Genomic DNA, 19,747 nt, shown 5'->3' with positions numbered 1-19,747 from the left:
TGCATGCCCTGGCGCTGTCGCCGGCAAACCAGCTCTCCACAGGTACTGCATAAGCCTCGAGGGCAGCGTTGAATCTGTGGGAGCCGGCTTGCCGGCGATTGGGGCCGGGACAGGGAGACGCTGTGTGCGCCCTGAAAAGTGTTTATCATAGGCATCTCTTTACCTGGCTTGCACGAACACCATGACCGAGAACGACTATACGCTCGCCTGGGGCCTGTATGCCCTGGCTGCCCTAGGCTGCCTGTGGGTAGGCCTCAAGCTCACCGGTTGGATGTGGCGCTGGCTGCGCGAACCGCTGCGGGTGGTCCTGGCAGTGCTGCTGCTGACCCCGACCATCGTTGACCCGGTCAAGGAGAGCTTCGCCCCGGCCATCGCCATCACCGCCCTGGATTTGGCCTTCAAGGTCGGCAACAACGCTTGGCGTGCCGCTTCGGACCTGGCTATGTACGGCTTGATCGCGTTCATCCTGTATGGCGTTTTCGTCCTGGTGCGCTGGCCGTTGGAAAAGCGCGCCCGTGAACGCCGGGCCAAGGCTGATGCCGTCGCCCAGCGCCAGGCCGTCGAGGACGAGCAGGTGACCGCCCGCGCTTCGGTGGTTGCCGAGCGCCACGACCGCTACCGCGACGACCCGCAGCCGGTGGCCACCGGCCGCGGCCGGGTCGAGCCACGGTTGTAGGCGGAGGGCCTGGAGCATGTGCGAACTGCTGGGCATGAGCGCCAACGTTCCCACCGACATCGTCTTCAGCTTCACCGGCCTGATGCAGCGCGGCGGCCGTACCGGCCCGCACCGCGACGGCTGGGGCATCGGTTTCTACGAAGGGCGTGGCCTGCGCGTGTTCCAGGATCCGGCAGCGAGCAGCGAGTCGGAGGTGGCCAACCTGGTGCAGCGCTACCCGATCAAGAGCGAAGTGGTCATCGGGCATATCCGCCAGGCCAACGTCGGCAAGGTCTGCCTGTCCAATACCCACCCGTTCGTGCGCGAGCTGTGGGGGCGCAACTGGTGCTTCGCGCACAACGGCCAGCTTGGCGAATTCCAGGGCCAGGTCACCTTCTACCGGCCGGTAGGCGACACCGACAGCGAGGCGGCCTTCTGCGACCTGCTCAACCGCGTGCGCGCCGCCTTTCCGGAGCCTGTCGAGATTGAACAGCTGCTGCCGGTGCTGGTCGAAGCCTGTGCCGGGTACCGCGGCAAGGGCGTATTCAACTGCCTGCTCAGCGATGGCGACTGGCTGTTCTGCTTCTGCTCGACCAAGCTGGTGCACATCACCCGGCGCGCGCCGTTCGGCCCGGCGCGTTTGAAGGATGTCGACCTCAATGTCGACTTCCAGTCCGAAACCACCCCCAACGACGTGGTCACGGTGATCGCCACCGAGGCCCTGACCGACAACGAGACCTGGCAGCGCTACGAGCCGGGTCAATGGGCCTTGTGGCGCCATGGCGAATGCATCGCCCACGGGCAGAGCTAGGAAGCCAGTTGCATGTTCAGAGGTTACCTGCGGTTGTTGCTGTTCACCTTCGGCCTGCTGGCCGGGCTCCAGGTACCGGGGCTGATCAAGGATTACAGCCAACGGGTCGAGGCGCACCTGTTCGAGTCGCGCGAGGCGCTCGATGGCTTCCGGCAGACCGCCGAACGTTTCTTCAACGGTGACCTCCAGGCACTGGTGCGCCATTACCGCACCAGTGACGACCCGGTGTTCAACAGTGACGCCAACAGCATCGAAAGCCTGCTGGTTCGCAACCAGCTGCTGGAAAAGGAATGGCAGGCATTGCAAGCGCCCTGGCCGAGCCGCACCTGGCATGTGCTGGTGCAGGCCGATCCGCAACTGCGTGACGAGACGCTCAAGGGCTACAGCTACCAGGTGCTGTTGGTGCCCGAGGCTATCGGCTGGGGGCTTGGCGCGGGGTTCGTGCTGGCGTTGCTGGTCGAGAGCCTGCTGGTGGGGCTTGGCTGGGTGGTGCTTGGCGGTCGGCGCAAGGCTGTCAAAGAGAGTTGGCGCTAGGCCTGGGGCCGCTTTGCGGCCCTTTCGCGGCACGAGGCCGCTCCTACAGGTACGTGGCCTGCGCGGCCTTGCGCCGCGAAAGGGGCGCGTAGCGGCCCCAGGGGCCTGTCAGACCAGCACGATCCGCTGTTCCCCCACATCCCGCGCATAACGCTCCAGCACCTGCTTGCACACCCCTACCACCTCATCCACCAACGCCACGCCGGTCTGCCAGGCCACCACCAGCTCCAGGCTCGGCGGTGGCTGCAGCCCGCCCAGCAACACCAGCTCGCCCCGGGCCAGCTCGGCATCCACCAGTGCCGGCGGCAGGGCGCCGATGCCGAAGCCATCGCGCAGCAGGCGCGTGATGGCCGCCACCGAGTTCACGCAGTTCAGCCGTGGCGCCTGGGCACCTGCGGCCTGCAGCAGGCTGAGCACTTCCTGGTGCGGACGGGAGTTCTTGGAGAAGGTGACGATACGCTCCCGGGCCAGCTCCGCCAGCGAGGCGTAGTCGCGGTGTTGCAGGGAGCCCGCTGCAACGACCCAGCCCATGGGGTAGCGTGCCAGGTCGGTGCTGCGGATCGACTCCTGGCGCAGTAGGTCGGTCTGCAGGATCACATCGAGAAAGCCTTTTTGCAGCTGTTCGCGCAGGTTCAGCGCGGTATCGGCCACCAGTTCGATCTCCACCTGGGGGTAGCGCTCGGTGAGCTCGGCCACCAGCGCGCTCATCCAGGTATGGATCACCGTGTCCATGACGCCGATGCGGATCCGCCCCACCTTGGTCCTGTCGCTGTCCAGTGACTGCTTCATGGCCTTGGCGGTATCGAGCATGCGTTCGGCGTACTCCAGCACCTTGCTGCCTTCCGGGGTCAGGCTGACGCCGCGGGAGTCGCGCAGCAGCAGTTTCACCCCAAGGTCCGCCTCCAGCGCGGCGATGCGGCTGGACACCGACGCCTGGGTGGTGAACAGCTTCTCGGCGGTGAGCCTGAAGCTCTTGAGCCGGGCGACCCAGACGAAGGTTTCGAGAAAGCGCAGATTCATGATCAGTTTTTCTTGTTCCAGACCGGCGGTTTTTATCGTTGGACGCTGCCCCCGCAGCCTTTGAACAATGATACCCAGGCCGCGACGCCAGGCGTCGTCCATAAAACAATACCAACAAGCCGAGGCATTCATGAACCCAACCGGCGTGCAGCAGCAGGCGCCCACCCGCCCGTCCACCGGCCCCTTCGCCTGGTACCGCGACATCGACCGTCAGCAGCGACGCACCTTCTGGAGCTGCAAGATCGGCTACGGCCTCGATGGCATGGACACCCAGATGCTGAGCTTCGTCATCCCCACCCTGATCCTCATGTGGGGCATCACCACCGCCGAGGCTGGGCTGATCCACACCAGCACGCTGATCGCCTCGGCCCTGGGCGGCTGGATCGCCGGCATCCTGTCCGACCGCATCGGCCGTGTGCGCACCTTGCAGCTGACGGTGCTGTGGTTCGCCTTCTTCACATTCCTCTGCGGCTTCGCCCAGAGCTACGAGCAGTTGCTGGTGGCGCGTACCCTGATGGGCTTCGGCTTCGGTGGTGAATGGACCGCCGGCGCAGTGCTGATCGGCGAGGTGATCCGCGCCCAGGACCGTGGCAAGGCCGTGGGCATGGTGCAGTCCGGCTGGGCCATTGGCTGGGGCCTGACGGCCATCCTGTATGCGCTGCTGTTCTCCGTCCTGCCACCGGAGCAGGCCTGGCGCGCGCTGTTCCTGCTGGGCATCGTGCCGGCGGTGTTCGTGATCTTCGTTCGCCGCCTGGTCAAGGACCCGGAGGTCTATCGCGAGGCCAAGGCAGTGGAGAAGACCGAGGCGCCGTCGCGCTTCTACGAGATCTTCGCCCCAGGCATGCTGTGGACCACCTTGCGCGCTTCGCTGCTGACCACCGGGGCACTGGGAGGCTACTACGCCATCACTTCCTGGCTGCCGACCTTCCTCAAGAACGAACGCGGCCTGAGCGTGCTGGGCACCGGTGGCTACCTGGCCATGGTCATCATCGGCTCCTATGTCGGCTACGTGGTCAGCGCGTACCTGACCGACCTGCTCGGCCGCAAGAAGAACTTCATCCTGTTCGCCGTCGGCTCGTTCGTCATCGTGCTGCTCTATACCCAGATGCCGGTGAGCGATGGCGTCATGTTGTGGCTGGGCTTCCCCCTGGGCTTTTTCGCCTCGGGCATCTTCAGCGGAATGGGCGCCTTTCTCACCGAACTGTTCCCCACGCGTATCCGTGGTTCGGGGCAGGGCTTCTGCTACAACGTGGGGCGGGCCATCGCCGCTTTCTTCCCGCTGTTGATCGGCATGCTCAGCCAGAAGGTGCCGCTGGGGCTGGGGATTGGTGGCTTCGCCGCGGTGTCCTACGGTGTGGTGATTCTTGCCGCCCTGAGCCTGCCGGAAACACGCGGCAAACAACTCAAGGCACGGTAAGGTAGGCAACATGAACAGCCACAAGGGAACCCCACCGGTGAAACGCCTGCTACTCAATTGCGACATGGGCGAGAGTTTCGGCAGCTGGCGCATGGGCCTGGACGCCGAGGTCATGCCCTACATCGATTGCGCCAACATCGCCTGCGGCTACCATGCCGGCGACCCGGGCACCATGCGCCGCACCGTGGCCCTGGCGCTGGCGCACGGTGTGACCATCGGTGCGCACCCGGCCTACCCGGACCTGGTCGGCTTCGGCCGCCGCTCCATGGCCTGCAGCAGCGAGGAGATCCGCGACCTGCTGCACTATCAGATCGGCGCCCTGGATGGCATTTGCAGGGTGCTTGGTGGTCGCGTGGCCTATGTGAAACCCCATGGCGCGCTGTACAACGACATGATGGCCGACCCGCTCAAATTGCGTGCCGTACTCGAGGCCGTGGCCGCCTATGACGCCAGCTTGCCGCTGATGCTCATGGCCACTGCCGACGATAGCGCCGCCCGGGCCCTGGGCGCGGCGGTGGGCGTGCCGCTGTGGTTCGAAGCCTTCGCCGACCGCGCCTATACCGCCAGCGGCCACCTGGTGTCCCGGCGCTTGCCAGGCGCGGTGCACCACGACCCGGCGCAGGTGCTCGAGCAGGCCCTGCGCCTGGCGCGTGGCCAGGCTCTGGTGGCCGCTGACGGCAGCGCCCTGCAACTGGATGCCAGCACCCTGTGTGTACATGGCGACAACGACAGCTCCGTGGCGGCAGTGCGGCAGATCCGCCAGGCCCTCGATGCGTTGGTGCAACCATGATCGGCCCACGCATCGAGGTGGTGGCCATCGATAGCATGATGGTGCGCCTGTTCGACACCATCGAGGAGGCCAACATGCCCTGGATACTGGCCGCCAGCGAGCGTCTGCGTGCGGCTTTCGGCGCGCGCCTGGTCGACCTGGTGCCGTCCTACACCACGCTGATGGTGCAGTTCGCGTCGGCTCCGGGCGAGGCGAGGGCGCTGATCGGCAAGGCCCTGGAGGGCTTGCAGCCGGACACCGGCAATGCCGGGCGCCGGCACGAGATGCCCGTGTGGTACCACGCCAGCGTCGGGCCGGAACTGCCGCAGCTGGCAGCCCGGAGCGGCTTGAGTGAGGCTGAGGTGGTGCGCCTGCATTGCGCACGCGAATATCCGGTGTTCGCCTTGGGCTTCGCCCCGGGGTTCGGTTTCATGGGGCTGGTGGACGAACGCCTGGCCAGCCCGCGGCTGAATACCCCGCGCAAGCGCGTGGCCGCCGGCAGCGTGGGTATCGCCGAGCGGCAGACTGCCGCCTACCCGGCGGTGTCTCCGGGGGGGTGGAACCTGATCGGCCGTACCCCGGTGAAGCTGTTCGACCGCGAGCGCGACGGCTACAGCCTCTTGCAACCGGGGGACCGGGTACGCTTCGTAGCGGTGTCCCATGCCGAGTTCATGGCGTTGGGCGGCGATGACACCCCGTTGGAGGCCCTGGCATGAACCAGTTGACGATCGACACCAGCACGCCGCTGTGCCAGGTGCAGGATGCCGGGCGTTTCGGCGTGCGCCACCTGGGCGTCACCCAGGGCGGTGCATTGGACTGGGTGGCCCTGCGCTGGGCCAACTGGCTGCTGGGCAACGCCTTGGATGCGCCGGTGGTGGAGGTGACGCTGGGAGGCTTCGGTGTGGTGGCCGAGCAGGATTGTACGCTTGCCCTGGCAGGCGCCGACCTGGATGCACAAGTCGATGGCCAGCCGGTCCGGCCCTGGCGCAGCGTGCGGCTCGCCAAGGGCCAGCGCCTGAGCCTGCACCAGCCTCGGCAGGGCGCACGCGCCTACCTTGCGGCACCCGGCGGGTTCCAGGCCGAGGCGGTGCTGGGCAGCTGTGCGACAGTGGTGCGCGAGGGCCTGGGCGGCCTCAACGGGCAAGGCGCGGCGCTTACCAAGGGGCAGGTGCTGGCGTTCGCCGGCAGCTCGCCGACGCTGCGGGCGGTGCCGGAGTCATTGCGACCGGATTACCAGGGCACGCCAGCACTGGACCTGGTGATGGGGGCGCAGATCGGCCAGTTCAGCGGCACCAGCCTGTTCGAGGCGTTCAACCGCGACTGGACCCTGGACAGCCGTGCCGACCGCATGGGCGTTCGCCTGCTGGGGCCGCAATTGGTCTACCAGGGGGCGCCGATGATTTCCGAAGGGATACCGCTTGGGGGCGTGCAGGTACCGCCGGATGGGCAGCCGATCGTGCTGCTCAATGACCGACAGACGATTGGCGGGTACCCGCGGCTGGGTGCGTTGACGCCGCTGGCGTTGGCGCGGCTGGCGCAGTGCCTGCCGGGAGCGGTGGTGCGGTTCAGGGCGGTGGTGCAGGATTTGGCCTGGCAAGAGCAGCAGCAATACCTGGATCGTTGGCGGTAGGCCACCGGCCCGATCGCCGGCAAGCCGGCTCCCACGATGGGTGCTGCCTTTTGTGGGAGCCGGCTTGCCGGCGATTGGGGCAGCACGCTATTTGGACAGGTAGCGCATCCCTTCCTCCAACCCTTGCAAGGTCAGCGGATACATCTTGTCTTCGATAAGGTCGCGCACCAGGTGGGTCGAGGCGGTGTAGTCCCAGGCCTGCCTCGGATAGGGATTGATCCAGATGATCTTCCTGAACTTCTCCATGAAGCGCTGCATCCATACATACCCGGCTTCCTCGTTCCAGTGCTCCACGCTGCCACCGGGCTGGGTGATTTCGTAGGGCGCCATGGCCGCATCGCCGACGAATACCACCTTGTAGTCGTCGCCGTACTTGTGCAGCAGGTCGAACGTGGAGAAACGCTCCGAGGTACGGCGCAGGTTGTTCTTCCACACCGACTCGTAGACGAAGTTGTGGAAGTAGTAGTACTCCAGGTGCTTGAACTCGGTCTTGCAGGCTGAGAACAGTTCTTCGCAGACCTTGATATGGGCGTCCATCGAGCCGCCGATGTCGAACAGCAACAGCAGCTTGACCGTGTTGCGTCGCTCGGGGCGCATCTGGATGTTCAGAAGCCCGGCATCCCGGGCGGTATGGTCGATGGTGCCATCGATGTCCAGTTCCTCGGCGGCGCCTTCGCGGGCGAACTTGCGCAGCCGGCGCAAGGCCAGCTTGATGTTGCGTGTGCCCAGTTCGACCTGGTCGTCGAGGTTCTTGTACTCGCGCTGGTCCCAGACCTTGACCGCCTTGCCCTGGCGCTTGCCGGCCTCGCCCACGCGGATGCCCTCGGGGTTGTAGCCGCCGGAGCCGAACGGGCTGGTGCCGCCGGTGCCGATCCACTTGTTGCCGCCGGCATGGCGTTCCTTCTGCTCCTCCAGGCGCTTCTTGAATGCCTCGATGAGCTTGTCCAACCCGCCCAGGGACTGGATCTGCGCACGCTCCTCGTCGCTCAACGAGCGCTCGAACTCCTTGCGCAACCAGTCCTCGGGAATCAGTGCCTCCAGGTGTCGGTCGAGGTTTTCCAGGCCCTTGAAATAGGCCGAGAAGGCCCGGTCGAACTTGTCGAAATGCCGTTCGTCCTTCACCAGGATGGCCCGGGCCAGGTAATAGAACGCGTCCATGTCGGCGAACACCACCCGCTGCTGCAAGGCATTGAGCAGGTCGAGCAGTTCGCGCACCGACACCGGCACCTTGGCCGCGCGCATTTCATTGAACAGGTTGAGCAGCATGGCCGGCTCCTGTCAGCGATTGCCGCGCCGGCTCATGAAGGCCAGGCGTTCGAGCAGCTGCACGTCCTGCTCGTTCTTGACCAGGGCGCCGGCCAGCGGCGGGATGGCCTTGGTCGGGTCGCGTTCGCGCAGCACCGCCTCGCCGATGTTGTCGGCCATCAGCAGCTTGAGCCAGTCGACCAGTTCGGAGGTGGAGGGCTTCTTCTTCAGGCCTGGCACCTTGCGCACGTCGAAGAACACGTCCAGCGCCTCGCTGACCAGCGATTGCTTGATGTTGGGGAAGTGCACGTCGACGATCTGCTGCAGGGTGTCGCGGTCGGGGAAGGCGATGTAATGGAAGAAGCAGCGGCGCAGGAAGGCGTCCGGCAGCTCCTTTTCGTTGTTGGAGGTGATGATGATGATCGGACGCTGCTTGGCCTTGATGGTCTCGTCGATCTCGTAGACGTAGAACTCCATCTTGTCGAGCTCCTGCAACAGGTCGTTGGGGAACTCGATGTCGGCCTTGTCGATTTCATCGATCAGCAGGATCACCCGCTCCTCGGCTTCGAAGGCTTCCCACAGCTTGCCCTTCTTCAGGTAGTTGCGCACGTCATGGACCTTGTCCACGCCCAGCTGCGAGTCGCGCAGGCGGCTGACCGCATCGTACTCGTACAGGCCCTGGTGGGCCTTGGTGGTGGACTTGATGTGCCAGGTGATCAACCGGGCGCCGAAGGAGGCCGCGAGCTGTTCGGCGAGCATGGTCTTGCCGGTACCCGGCTCACCCTTGACCAGCAGCGGGCGCTCCAGGGTGATGGCCGCGTTGACCGCCAGCTTCAGGTCGTCTGTGGCGACGTAGTCGCGGGTGCCTTCGAACTTCATGAACCGATCCTCTGCGCAAGCCTGCATCGGCCCTGTCGCCGGCTTGCCGGCGGCAGGGCCCGTGCGGGCAACCTCTGTTTGTGATTTGTCAGCGACTATAACGCCGCGCCCGGCGCCTGCAAACGCAGACTGGGTATTCAGTCTCTGAATGGTGCGTCGCGCCCCGGTTCAGTCGGAATCGGGCGGCGGTTGCTCGTAACGTGCGTTGAACGCCTGGATGAAGCCATTGCGCAGGATCTGCAGGAATGCCTCGAACCCACTGATGTCGCGCTGGTGCACGCTGCCGCTGAGCTCCACACGGGTGGCGAACTGGTTCTTGGGCTGGTTCTTCAGCACCGTTTCGCTGGCGCCGACCAACGCTTCCCAGATCGAGCGGAAGAAGCCCTTGTCCTTGTCTTCGACGTCCTGCTGCCAGTTGAACACGTCCACATCGCGCAACAGCGGCTTGATGTAGCCGTTGAGCCGGCCCTGTTCGGCCTGGGCTTCGATCACCAGGTCACCGTGCCCGGCATTGAAGTCGAACTTGCCATAGGCACTGGCGAAATCATTGAGCCGGCGCAGCTGGATGTCGGTGGCGCGCAGGCGGAATTCGAAGTCGTCGAAGTCGCTGAACGGATCGAAGGTGGCGCGGCTTTCCACCCGGGCGTCGCCCAGCAGGCGCGCCGTGCCGTCGAAGCTGGCGTCGCGCCGGCCTTTCTCGTCGCGCACATTGGTCAGGTTGCGGATGCTGGCCTGCAGTTGGGTGGCCTTCAGGTCCACGGGCGGCTTGGAGGTGAAGTTGCGAAAGGTCAGGGTGCCGTCATCGATGCGCACTTCGTTGAGGGTGATGGGCAGCAGCTTCTCCAACTGCTGGCGCCAGTCGGTGCCCTGGCCGGTCTGGGAATTGCGCTTGTTGCCACCGTCGACGAAGTTCAGCTCTGGGTGCACGAACACCACTTCGGCCACCACTGCCTGGTCGTACCACAGCGCGCGCCAGCTCACCGACAGGTCGACCAGCGGCGCATCGAGCAGCGGCACCGGGACCTTGCCGGTGGTCTTGACGATCTCCAGGCCGTTGATCTGGTAGGCACCGCGCCACCAGGCCAGGTCGACGTCGATGATGCGGCCGCGGTAGTCGCCCATGTCGGCCAGCCTGTCGTTGAGGTAGTCGCGCACCAGGTAGGGCAGGGCCAGGTGCAGGGCCAGCAACAGGACAACCAGGCCGGTGACGCCGAGCAACGGCCAGCGGTAACGCGCTTTCATCGAAGGCTCTCCGAGGGCGGGTTGTCCGGTTGACCGCGCCGGGCTTGGCCGAGTTCGAACGGGCTTTACTGGCCTGTGGGGCGGGCTTACCCTTGAGGCTTTCCCTGCACGGTTAAGGACCCTGCCATGAGCCGCATCTACGCAGACAACGCCCATTCCATCGGCAACACGCCGCTGGTGCAGATCAACCGCATCGCCCCGCGCGGGGTGACCGTCCTGGCCAAGATCGAAGGGCGTAACCCAGGTTATTCGGTCAAGTGCCGGATCGGCGCGAGCATGGTCTGGGATGCCGAGAGCAGTGGCAAGCTCAAGCCGGGCATGACCATCGTCGAGCCGACCTCGGGCAACACCGGTATCGGTCTGGCGTTCGTTGCCGCTGCCCGCGGCTACAAGCTGGTCCTGACCATGCCCGCCTCCATGAGCCTGGAGCGGCGCAAGGTGCTCAAGGCCCTGGGCGCCGAACTGGTGCTCACCGACCCGGCCAAGGGCATGAAGGGCGCGATCGACAAGGCCAACGAGATCGTTGCTTCCGAGCCGGGCAAGTACTACCTGCCGGGGCAGTTCGACAACCCGGCCAACCCGGCGATCCATGAGAAGACCACCGGCCCCGAGATCTGGAACGACACCGATGGTGCGGTGGATGTGCTGGTGGCAGGCGTCGGCACCGGCGGCACCATCACCGGTGTTTCGCGCTATATCAAGCACACCCAGGGCAAGTCGATCCTTTCGGTGGCGGTGGAACCTGTGGCTTCGCCGCTGATCAGCCAGACCCTGGCCGGCGAGGAGCTCACGCCCAGCCCGCACAAGATCCAGGGTATCGGCGCAGGTTTCGTGCCGAAAAACCTGGACCTGTCGGTGGTCGACCAGGTCGAGACGGTCACCGACGAGGAGGCCAAGGCCATGGCCCTGCGCCTGATGCAGGAAGAGGGCATCCTCTGCGGTATCTCCTGTGGGGCGGCGATGGCGGCAGCGGTGCGCCTGGCCGAGAAGCCCGAGATGCAGGGCAAGACCATCGTGGTGATCCTGCCGGACTCCGGCGAGCGCTACCTCTCGAGCATGTTGTTCAGCGACCTGTTCACCGAGCAGGAAAACCAGCAGTAGGCGGCTGCTGCGCAGCCCAATCGCCGGCAAGCCGGCTCACACAGGGATTTCGCAAGCCTTGAAGCGGCGCAAATCTCGGTAGGAGCTGGCGACAGCCTGCGATGGGCTGCAAAGCAGCCCCAAGCCCTCAAACGGTGGAGCCCCTCCAGACTCAAGGGGCCGCTGTGCGGCCCATCGCAGGCTCCGCCAGCTCCCACGAAGCAAGCGGAGCCTGGGAGCTTGTCCAGCATTACCGCTGATCCGGCGCAATGCTTGATGGCGCGCTTTGTTGCAAAATCCTCAACACTGCAGTCCGACCCCGGTTGTTTTTACCGGGGCCGGATGGGTTTATGATGGCCGGATGATTTTGCGTGGGAGCAGGCTACGGCCTGGTTTCCTCTCCAAGGAGTTGTTGCATGACCTTTTCCTTTGCAGCCAAGGCAGGTGTCCTGCTGGTGTTCTTCGGTAGTGTGCTATTCGTGCACTTGCGCGGCAAGGCGCGCTTGCCGGTGTTGCGCCAGTTCGTCAACCATTCAGCGTTGTTCGCCCCTTACAACAGCCTGATGTATCTCTTTTCCGGCGTACCTTCCAAGCCCTACCTGGACCGCCAGCGCTTCCCGGAACTGGACGTGCTCAAGGACAACTGGGAGGTGATCCGCGAAGAGGCCATGCGCCTGTTCGACGAGGGCTACATCCGCGCGGCGGAGAAGGACAACGATGCCGGCTTCGGTTCGTTCTTCAAGAAGGGCTGGAAGCGCTTCTACCTGAAGTGGTACGACAAGCCGTTGCCTTCGGCCGAAATGCTCTGCCCCAGGACCGTCGAACTGGTCAGCGGCATCCCCAATGTCAAGGGCGCCATGTTCGCCCTGCTGCCGGGCGGCAGCCATCTGAACCCGCATCGCGACCCCTTTGCCGGCTCGCTGCGCTATCACCTGGGCCTGTCGACGCCCAATTCGGACAACTGCCGCATCTATGTCGATGGCCAGCCGTACGCCTGGCGCGACGGTGAGGACGTGATGTTCGACGAAACCTATGTGCACTGGGTCAAGAACGAGACCGACGTCACCCGCGTCATCCTGTTCTGCGACATCGAGCGCCCGCTCAGCAGCCCGCTGATGACCCGCATCAACCGCAAGGTCAGTGCCTTCCTCGGGCGCGCCACCGCGCCACAGAACACCGATGACGAGCGCGTGGGCGGCATCAACCAGGCCTATGCCTGGAGCAAGCGCTTCAGCAACCGGATCAGCACCCGGGTGAAGCAGTTCAAGCGCGCCAACCCCAAGGCCTACCGCATCTTGCGGCCGGTGCTGGCGGTGGCGGTGGCCTACCTGCTGTACCGCTGGTTGTTCTGACGCCCTGGCCCAATCGCCGGCGAGCCGGCCATTGGGCCTTGATCATCACGCGGCTTGCCCGGTCGCGAATACGCCGCTATAGTCGGATCCATTCACGTCCTTCCAGAAGACCTGTTCATGCCAGCCATCCCTTCCACCACTGACTACGTTCTCGCGCCTGTCGCGGGCATGGTCGTGCGTGGCAGCCAGCAGCCGGTCATGATCAGTCACTACCCACCACCTGTCAGTGGCGTCGTAGGCGGCGTAGCTCCGCCTCCTTGCGCAGTCGTGGTGCTGGGCTGACCGGCCCCTGGCCGCACCCAGCGCACGCGCAACCTACTGAACACGGTCGGCTATATCCCTCGCTAACGCGACAGCCTGCCGTTTGGCTTTCTTGCCCAATACAGGTGGCAACACATGTCTGTCTTTTCCAAAGCATCCGTGGTCTCGGCGGCCACGACCAGCTTGTTCGTCCTGCTGTGGAGCAGCGGGGCGATCGTCTCCAAGCTCGGCCTGGCCCAGGCCAGCCCGTTCGCCTTCCTCTTGCTGCGCTCGGCGCTGGCCCTGGCCGGCCTGTTGCTGATCGGCCCATTGCTGGGGCTGCGTTGGCCGCGTACCCCGGGCGCGATCCTGCGTGCCCTGGGGACTGGCTGCGTACTGCTGGGCGCCTATCAGGTCTTTTACCTGCTGGCGCTCGATACTCACGTCACGCCCGGCGTGATGGCTACGGTGATGGGCGTGCAACCTATCCTCACCGTGGTGCTGATGGAGCGCCAGCGTTCCTGGAGCCGCTTGTTCGGCCTGGGTTTGGGGCTCGGCGGGCTGGTGATGGTGGTGTACCAGGGCATCAACCTGGGCGGGGTATCCCTGGCCGGGATGCTGTTCGCCCTGCTGGCGCTGGCCAGCATGACCTTTGGCTCGATCCTGCAGAAGCGCATCACCGACAACCCCATGGGCACCTTGCCGCTGCAGTATCTGGCCGGTTTCGCCCTGTGCGCGGTATTCGCGCCGCTGCAACCGTTGCATGTGCAATGGAACGCGACCTTCTTCGGCGCGCTGTTGTGGATGGGCCTGGTGGTGTCGTTGCTGGCGACCCTCCTGCTGTACCGGCTGATCGCCCGAGGCAACCTGGTCAATGTCACCAGCCTGTTCTACCTGGTGCCGGCGGTGACGGCGGTGATGGACTTCCTGATCTTCGGCAACCGGCTGGCACCGCTCAGCTTGCTGGGGATGGGGTTGATCGTCGTCGGCTTGTTGTTCGTGTTCCGCAAGCCTGGGTTGCGGCCGGCTGAGGCTTGAGGCCCGGGGCCGCTTTGCGGCCCGTTCGCGGCGCAAGGCCGCTCCTGCAGGGGCGGCCTTGCCTCGCGATCGCTATCTGGCCGGTCGCAGCACCAGCCACAGCGCCATGCCAATCAGCACGCCGCCATACAGGTGCGCCATCGACAGCGGCTCGTCCAGCAGCCAGGCGCCCCAGAGCACGCCGAACACCGGGATCAGGAAGGTCACGGTGCTGGCCTTGACCGGCCCGATCTCGGCCAGCAGGCGGAAGTACAGGATGTAGGCGAAGGCCGTGCACAACAGGCCCAGGCCCAGCAGCGACGACCAGACCTGCCAGCCGCCCCAACTGGCCGGAGGCTGGGTCAGGGCGCTCCAGGCGAACAACGGGGTCAGCAGCAAGGTGGCGCCCAGCATGCTGCCCAGGGCGGCAAGCCGGCTGTCCAGGTCGCTCAGCCAACGCCGTGCGAGAAAACCGGCGAAGCCATAGCAGGTGGTCGCCGCCAGGCAGGCCAGGGCGCCTTGCACCAGGGCCAGGTCCAGGGCCACGGGGCCTGCGCCGCTGAGGATGCCGACACCGAACAGCCCGAGGAAGATCCCGCACAGCTTGGCCAGGGTCATCGGCTCACGGAAGAACAGCACGCCGATGAGCACGCCCATCAACGGTGTGGTGGCATTGAAGATCGCCGAATAGCCCGCCGGCAGCACCTGGGCCGCCACCGAATAGAAAGTGGCTGGAATTCCTGAGTTGATCATCCCCAACACCAGGCAGGCACCCAGTTTGCCTTGGAAGTTCCAGCGCACCCGTGCCGCCGCCAGGATGGCCATCAGCCCCAGGCAGGCGATCGATACCCGGAAGAACGCGGTCGGCACCGTGCCAAGCGCCGGGGCGATGATACGCATGAACAGGAAGCTCGCCCCCCAGACGGCGGCAAGGGTCAGCAGGCGGGCAAGGGCAGTGGGGTTCACGGTGGTCTCCAGCGATCGGCAAGGGCGCGAGTGTACGCTAGCGGGGGAGAGCGGTTCTTGTCCTTTCTTGCGGTGTGAATCCGCGCGGGCCCTGTCGCGGGACAAGCCCACACAGGTGGGACGGTGTGCTGCCCCTGTTATCCGCGAAGGGGGATACCAAGAGCGGGAGATGAAACTAAGCTGACGTGTTGAACCCCAGCACAGAGGTCCTTCGCATGTCCCAGCCCTGGCCGGCAGCCCAGATCGCCCGGATGATCCTCGATGGCTTCGACGACTACCGCGAGCATTTCCGGCACATCACACTCGGTGCCCGTGAGCGTTTCCAACAGGCTCAGTGGCAGGAAACCCAGCGGGCGGCCGCGAGGCGGATCAACCTCTACGAGGCCAAGGTCAATGAAGTCAACGGTTGGCTGCGCCAAGGCTTCGCCGAGGCGGTGCTGCTGGACGTGGAGCAATGGCCGCTGGTCAAGAGCGCCTACATCAGGCTGATCGACCCACGGCTGGACGATGAACTGTCGGAGACGTGGTACAACTCGATCTTCTGCAGCCTGTTCAGTCATGACCTGATCAGCGATGGCTGCATGTTCATCCACACCACCCGGCCCTCGATGCGTGGCCACGAACGTGCGGCACAGACTCGTACCTACCGGCCGGACGGCAGCCTGCGCAACCTGCTGCGGGCCGTGTTTGCCGACTATCCGTTCGACGTGCCCTACGCTGACCTGGAGGGTGACGTGGCGCGCTTGGAGGGGCAACTGCGCGACTGCCTGCCGGACTGGGTGTGCAAGGACCCGGCATTGACCGTGGAGCTGTTTTCGCCGGTGCTGTACCGCAACAAGGGCGCCTACCTGGTCGGGCGGCTGTATACCCCCGACGAGCAATGGCCACTGGTGATCCCGTTACTGCACCGCGAGGGCCATGGCATCGAGGCGGATGCGCTGATCACCGACGAAGCCGAAGTCTCGATCATCTTTTCCTTCACCCGTTCGTATTTCATGGTCGACGTGCCGGTGCCCGCGGAATTCGTCGGTTTTCTCAAACGCATCCTGCCCGGCAAGCATATCGCCGAGCTGTACACCTCCATCGGCTTCTACAAGCATGGCAAGTCGGAGTTCTACCGTGCCTTGATCAACCACCTGGCGACCACCGAGGACCGCTTCATCATGGCGCCGGGGGTACGGGGTATGGTGATGAGTGTATTCACCCTGACCGGGTTCAATACGGTGTTCAAGATCATCAAGGACCGTTTTTCGCCGTCCAAGACCGTCGACCGGGCCACGGTGATCGACAAGTACCGCCTGGTGAAAAGCGTCGACCGGGTCGGGCGCATGGCCGATACCCAGGAATTCGCCGATTTTCGCTTCCCCAAGGCCAAGTTCGACCCCCAGTGCCTGGCCGAGCTGCTGGAGGTGGCGCCTTCGACCGTGGTGCTCGAAGGCGATACCGTGCGTATTCGCCACTGCTGGACGGAACGGCGCATGACCCCGCTCAACCTCTACCTCGAGCAGGCCAGCGAGGCCCAGGTGCTGGAAGCCCTGGAGGATTATGGCCTGGCAATCAAGCAGCTGGCGGCGGCGAATATCTTCCCGGGCGACATGTTGCTGAAGAACTTCGGCGTCACCCGCCATGGCCGGGTGGTGTTCTATGACTATGACGAGATCAGCTTCCTCACCGAGGTGAATTTCCGGCACATCCCGCCGCCGCGCTACCCGGAGGACGAAATGTCTGGCGAGCCCTGGTATTCGATCGGGCCCCATGACGTGTTCCCCGAGGAGTTCCCGCCCTTCCTGTTTGCCGATATCGGCCAGCGGCGATTGTTCAGCCGGCTGCATGGGGAACTGTATGACGCCGATTACTGGAAGGGGCTGCAGGCGGCGATTCGTGACGGGAAGGTCATCGATGTGTTTCCGTATCGGCGTAACGCACGCTGAGCCTGGCCACGGCTTTTGTGCAGCCGGACGCACAGGCATCACCGAAGCGTGTGGTGGTGCCCATGCGTCGTTGTTTCACAGCTGGGTGAGCACCAGGTGGGTACCCGCCTTGAGGTATTCGAGCTGCGCCTGCAGCGCATCACGAACGATAGCTTTCCCGGTATCGGTCAGCTTGGCCTTCTTGGCCTGCAGAGCCGCCAGCTGCAGTAGCTGCATGGTGACATCCATCGAGTTCATATAGGCGGTCAGGGTACTATTGCGGGATCCCAGCAGCCCGATGAGCGTCTCGATGCGCTTGTCCGCTTCGTTCCGAATGGCTCTGTATTCCTGTGCCGAAACGGAGCCGTCCGCGTAGATGGCGCCCAGCAAGTCTTCCAACGAGCCGGAGTAGAAGGGTACGTATTCGCCCTGATGGGGCAGTTCAGTCTTCATGCATCAATTCTCTCGACAAATAGTGGTGGTAGGGCTTCTGCTGCGAGGCCTTGCCGTGCATTGTGTCGATACCCCTGTAGAACCCGCGGTAGATATGTCTGGTATGAGGTGTCGCTGGTCATCGTGTGGCTGCGGCTTGCAGGCACTTCAGCTCACGGAAATCGGTGCGCACCTTGCTCAACCGCTGTTGGAGAAACTGCCGCTGCTCGGGGGTGCTCTGCTTCATCAGGTCTACCAGCAGGCTGCGAGCCTGTTGCTCGGAGCGCTGGAAGGCGATGCGGTATTCCGGGCTCCACAGGCTTTCCTTGCGTTGTAGCAACTGGGCGATTCGAGGCTCGAAGGCGGGGGTATTGCGCTGGGCCATGGCCTGCACCAGTTGCTGCTGCCAGTGGGCGCGGTTGGCAATGCGCTGGCCGTTCTGGTCTCCCAGCGCCTGGGACCAGGTCAGCACGCGCAGGCGCTGGGGTGCGTTGAGCTCGCCGAACCAGGGCTCCAGGCGCTCTTCCATGCGTTGGGCGCGTTCGCTGACCTGCTTAGGCAATGGCGTCTTGTTGTATTGCGTCTGGCGCTTGTGGATATCGTCGCGTAAGGCCCGGCTCATCTCTTTGACCTGATCATCGCTCATGCCACGCAACAACTCGGTGGCCGACGGTGTGATCGCCTCGGCGACCCGGACAATGGCCTGGCGCGCTTCGTCGGTGCGCTGGCGCAGGGCCTGGTCGGTAACCTGATCGTTGGCCACCATTCGGCGGATCTGGTCGAGCCACTCCAGGTAGCTGGGCAGCTGGGTCTGGCAATGCCAGGCCAGATGTTGCTTGAGCCGCTGGTCTAGCCAGGCCTTCTGCTGGCGGTTCATGTTCAGGTAGTCGCCCAGCGACCAGGGCACCAGCACGTCGAGGTTGCGATAGGCCAGGTCGATGCGGCTGCAGGCCACCACGGCCAGGGCGAAGCAGAGGGCGAGGAACGCGTGGCGCAGGGTCAGGAGCATGGGCCAATCCTTGCTGGGGCTTGCCTGGCAGTAGATGCAACCTGGCCACCGCAGTTCCTGGGCATGGACGGACAGGCGGCCGGGGCTGTTCAGGTGTAGAATAGCCGCCTTGTCTTGAGGATCTTCGTAAATGGCTTTGCTTGGGCGCTACAACAGTTTGCAAATCGTGAAACACACCGACTTCGGCCTGTACCTCGACGGTGGGGCTGACGGCGAGATCCTGCTGCCCAGGCGCTACATCCCCAAGGACACCGCCACCGAGGTCGACGACTGGCTGAACGTGTTCATCTACCTCGACAGCGAGGACCAGCTGATCGCCACCACCGAGAAGCCCAAGCTGCAGGTCGGCGAGTTCGCCAGCCTCAAGGTCAAGGACATCAATGGCGCCGGCATCTTCCTCGACTGGGGCCTGTCCAAGGACCTGCTGATGCCGTACTCGGAAGAGTCGCGGCCGCTGAAGATCGGCGATTATTGTGTGGTGCACGCCTACCTGGACAAGCGCACCCGCCGCATCACCGCCACCGCTCGCCTGGACCGCTATCTGGATCGCACCCCGGCCGACTACCAGGCCGGCCAGCCGGTCGAGCTGTTGGTGGCGGGGCAGACGCCGATGGGCTTCAAGGCGATCATCAACAACCGCCACTGGGGCCTGATCCACAAGAACGAGGTGTTCAAGTTCCTGCGTTCGGGCATGCACGAGAAGGGCTACATCAAGGAAGTGCGCCACGACGGCAAGATCGCCCTGAGCCTGCAGCCGGTGGGCAAGGTGCTGGCCGACAGCCTGCCCGAGCAGATCATGGCGCGCCTGGAGGCCGCCGGCGGTATGCTCGAGGTCTGCGACAAGAGCGACCCGGAGGTGATCAGCCGGCTGTTCAACGTCAGCAAGGGCAACTTCAAGAAAGCGATTGGCGCGCTGTACAAGCAGGGCCGTATCGTCATCCTTGACGATCGTATCGAGCGAGCCTGATCAGGCCTGCAGGAAGGGCGTGAAGTCCAGCTGCTCGCCACCGGGGCGGGTGTCGCGTAGCAGCGAGTCGCGGTCGGCGCTCAGGGCCAGGCTGATGGTCGAGCGACGCTTGCCGGGGTGGCGGACTTCCATCTGTTCCTGATGGGCACGCAGGAAGTTGGTCGGCACCTTCAGGTGCTGCAGCGTGTCGGTCTCGGGGGTGTGCAGCAGCAGGTTGACCCAGTCGGGCTGGCCCTTGCGCAGCAGCGCCGTCGGCACATCGAACCACCACAGGTTGCGCTTGCGGTCGAGGATCGCGAACAAAGTGTTGTCGCGGTTGAGCACCGGCCGTTCCAGCACTTCGTTGCGGCGGGCGATGGCGGTGGGTTTGTCGAGTTTCATGCAGGTTCCTGCGGGTTGACGCTAGAAAGGCCTGGTATTGTGCGTTGGGCGCTGCTGGCGAACAAGCCCGGCTTGCCCCACAGTGCGTGCCCGGCATAGCCCATTGCGTAGGCATTTCTTCGGTGTGTCCGGGATTGAGCAGCACCGCACCTGGCGTGGTCTATTAGACTTGCATCATTGAAAGGGCCTAC

Annotated in this window: 21 protein-coding genes; 13 read left to right on the top strand and 8 right to left on the bottom strand. The window is 64.6% G+C overall.

Going from position 1 to position 19,747, the window contains the following annotated elements; genetic code table 11:
* Window positions 1–181: 181 nt before the first annotated feature.
* The 3 genes from ACXHGZ_RS15090 to ACXHGZ_RS15080 are packed head-to-tail and all read left to right on the top strand — an operon-like array spanning window position 182 to window position 2,000.
* Complete coding sequence (locus tag ACXHGZ_RS15090; protein WP_480460430.1) at window positions 182–676, top strand: MFS transporter; 495 nt, start codon at window positions 182–184, stop codon at window positions 674–676.
* A gap of 16 nt (window positions 677–692) precedes the next feature.
* Window positions 693–1,466, top strand: coding sequence for a class II glutamine amidotransferase (locus ACXHGZ_RS15085; RefSeq protein WP_480460429.1), 774 nt, complete (start codon window positions 693–695; stop codon window positions 1,464–1,466).
* A 12-nt stretch (window positions 1,467–1,478) separates the two neighbouring features.
* Window positions 1,479–2,000, top strand: coding sequence for a DUF2937 family protein (locus ACXHGZ_RS15080; RefSeq protein WP_480460428.1), 522 nt, complete (start codon window positions 1,479–1,481; stop codon window positions 1,998–2,000).
* A 108-nt stretch (window positions 2,001–2,108) separates the two neighbouring features.
* Here ACXHGZ_RS15080 and ACXHGZ_RS15075 read toward each other — a convergent pair whose 3' ends face one another.
* Window positions 2,109–3,020: a LysR family transcriptional regulator gene (locus ACXHGZ_RS15075; protein ID WP_084858387.1), complete on the bottom strand. Its 912-nt coding sequence runs from the start codon at window positions 3,018–3,020 to the stop codon at window positions 2,109–2,111.
* Window positions 3,021–3,150: 130 nt separating this feature from the next.
* On the opposite strand from ACXHGZ_RS15075, the gene ACXHGZ_RS15070 reads away from it, so the two are divergent.
* Genes ACXHGZ_RS15070 through ACXHGZ_RS15055 form a run of 4 tightly spaced genes read left to right on the top strand, consistent with a single transcriptional unit; the run spans window position 3,151 to window position 6,836 of the window.
* Window positions 3,151–4,437 carry an MFS transporter gene (locus ACXHGZ_RS15070; RefSeq protein ID WP_324817761.1) on the top strand — a complete coding sequence of 429 codons (1,287 nt, stop codon included), beginning with the start codon at window positions 3,151–3,153 and terminating at the stop codon, window positions 4,435–4,437.
* A gap of 37 nt (window positions 4,438–4,474) precedes the next feature.
* Window positions 4,475–5,227 carry a 5-oxoprolinase subunit PxpA gene (locus ACXHGZ_RS15065; protein WP_480464066.1) on the top strand — a complete coding sequence of 251 codons (753 nt, stop codon included), beginning with the start codon at window positions 4,475–4,477 and terminating at the stop codon, window positions 5,225–5,227.
* On the top strand, window positions 5,227–5,922 hold the full coding sequence (pxpB, locus tag ACXHGZ_RS15060; protein ID WP_480464065.1) for a 5-oxoprolinase subunit PxpB: 696 nt from the start codon (window positions 5,227–5,229) through the stop codon (window positions 5,920–5,922). The genes ACXHGZ_RS15065 and pxpB overlap by 1 nt, the downstream gene beginning before the upstream one ends.
* Window positions 5,919–6,836: a 5-oxoprolinase subunit C family protein gene (locus ACXHGZ_RS15055; RefSeq protein WP_480460427.1), complete on the top strand. Its 918-nt coding sequence runs from the start codon at window positions 5,919–5,921 to the stop codon at window positions 6,834–6,836. The genes pxpB and ACXHGZ_RS15055 overlap by 4 nt, the downstream gene beginning before the upstream one ends.
* A gap of 87 nt (window positions 6,837–6,923) precedes the next feature.
* On the opposite strand, the gene ACXHGZ_RS15050 is transcribed toward ACXHGZ_RS15055, so the two are convergent.
* The 3 genes from ACXHGZ_RS15050 to ACXHGZ_RS15040 all read right to left on the bottom strand — a co-directional run bounded on the left by ACXHGZ_RS15050 (window position 6,924) and on the right by ACXHGZ_RS15040 (window position 10,202).
* Window positions 6,924–8,102, bottom strand: a complete 1,179-nt coding sequence (locus tag ACXHGZ_RS15050) for a vWA domain-containing protein (RefSeq protein WP_368829939.1) — start codon at window positions 8,100–8,102, stop codon at window positions 6,924–6,926.
* 12 nt (window positions 8,103–8,114) lie between these two features.
* Window positions 8,115–8,960 (bottom strand): AAA family ATPase, encoded by an 846-nt coding sequence (locus ACXHGZ_RS15045; protein ID WP_084858393.1) that lies wholly within the window; start codon window positions 8,958–8,960, stop codon window positions 8,115–8,117.
* Window positions 8,961–9,128: 168 nt separating this feature from the next.
* Window positions 9,129–10,202, bottom strand: coding sequence for an AsmA family protein (locus ACXHGZ_RS15040; protein ID WP_480460426.1), 1,074 nt, complete (start codon window positions 10,200–10,202; stop codon window positions 9,129–9,131).
* Between the two features lie 126 nt (window positions 10,203–10,328).
* Between ACXHGZ_RS15040 and cysK the strand changes: the two genes are divergently transcribed.
* From cysK to ACXHGZ_RS15020, 4 genes are all read left to right on the top strand, one after another.
* Window positions 10,329–11,303, top strand: a complete 975-nt coding sequence (gene cysK / locus ACXHGZ_RS15035; RefSeq protein ID WP_480460425.1) for a cysteine synthase A — start codon at window positions 10,329–10,331, stop codon at window positions 11,301–11,303.
* Window positions 11,304–11,698: 395 nt separating this feature from the next.
* Complete coding sequence (locus tag ACXHGZ_RS15030; RefSeq protein WP_480460424.1) at window positions 11,699–12,634, top strand: aspartyl/asparaginyl beta-hydroxylase domain-containing protein; 936 nt, start codon at window positions 11,699–11,701, stop codon at window positions 12,632–12,634.
* Between the two features lie 117 nt (window positions 12,635–12,751).
* Window positions 12,752–12,916, top strand: a complete 165-nt coding sequence (locus ACXHGZ_RS15025; RefSeq protein ID WP_480460423.1) for a hypothetical protein — start codon at window positions 12,752–12,754, stop codon at window positions 12,914–12,916.
* A 114-nt stretch (window positions 12,917–13,030) separates the two neighbouring features.
* The gene (locus tag ACXHGZ_RS15020) at window positions 13,031–13,912 is read left to right on the top strand and encodes a DMT family transporter (RefSeq protein ID WP_084858397.1); all 882 of its coding nucleotides are present in this window, start codon (window positions 13,031–13,033) and stop codon (window positions 13,910–13,912) included.
* Window positions 13,913–13,984: 72 nt separating this feature from the next.
* Here ACXHGZ_RS15020 and ACXHGZ_RS15015 read toward each other — a convergent pair whose 3' ends face one another.
* Complete coding sequence (locus tag ACXHGZ_RS15015; protein ID WP_480460422.1) at window positions 13,985–14,857, bottom strand: DMT family transporter; 873 nt, start codon at window positions 14,855–14,857, stop codon at window positions 13,985–13,987.
* 215 nt (window positions 14,858–15,072) lie between these two features.
* Here ACXHGZ_RS15015 and aceK point away from each other — a divergent pair, with 215 nt between their 5' ends.
* Window positions 15,073–16,788, top strand: coding sequence for a bifunctional isocitrate dehydrogenase kinase/phosphatase (aceK, locus tag ACXHGZ_RS15010; RefSeq protein ID WP_480460421.1), 1,716 nt, complete (start codon window positions 15,073–15,075; stop codon window positions 16,786–16,788).
* Between the two features lie 75 nt (window positions 16,789–16,863).
* Here the strand turns inward: aceK and ACXHGZ_RS15005 are convergent, their stop codons facing one another.
* Both ACXHGZ_RS15005 and ACXHGZ_RS15000 read right to left on the bottom strand, forming a co-directional pair.
* Window positions 16,864–17,220, bottom strand: coding sequence for a hypothetical protein (locus ACXHGZ_RS15005; protein WP_480460420.1), 357 nt, complete (start codon window positions 17,218–17,220; stop codon window positions 16,864–16,866).
* A 118-nt stretch (window positions 17,221–17,338) separates the two neighbouring features.
* Complete coding sequence (locus ACXHGZ_RS15000; protein WP_480460419.1) at window positions 17,339–18,208, bottom strand: DUF6279 family lipoprotein; 870 nt, start codon at window positions 18,206–18,208, stop codon at window positions 17,339–17,341.
* Between the two features lie 130 nt (window positions 18,209–18,338).
* On the opposite strand from ACXHGZ_RS15000, the gene ACXHGZ_RS14995 reads away from it, so the two are divergent.
* Window positions 18,339–19,175: a CvfB family protein gene (locus ACXHGZ_RS14995; protein ID WP_084858402.1), complete on the top strand. Its 837-nt coding sequence runs from the start codon at window positions 18,339–18,341 to the stop codon at window positions 19,173–19,175.
* On the opposite strand, the gene ACXHGZ_RS14990 is transcribed toward ACXHGZ_RS14995, so the two are convergent.
* Window positions 19,176–19,556 (bottom strand): hypothetical protein, encoded by a 381-nt coding sequence (locus ACXHGZ_RS14990; protein WP_084858403.1) that lies wholly within the window; start codon window positions 19,554–19,556, stop codon window positions 19,176–19,178.
* Between the last annotated feature and the right edge of the window lie 191 nt (window positions 19,557–19,747).

The organism is Pseudomonas shiyinii, assembly GCF_056725765.1.
This window is presented reverse-complemented; position numbering and strand designations above follow the sequence as displayed.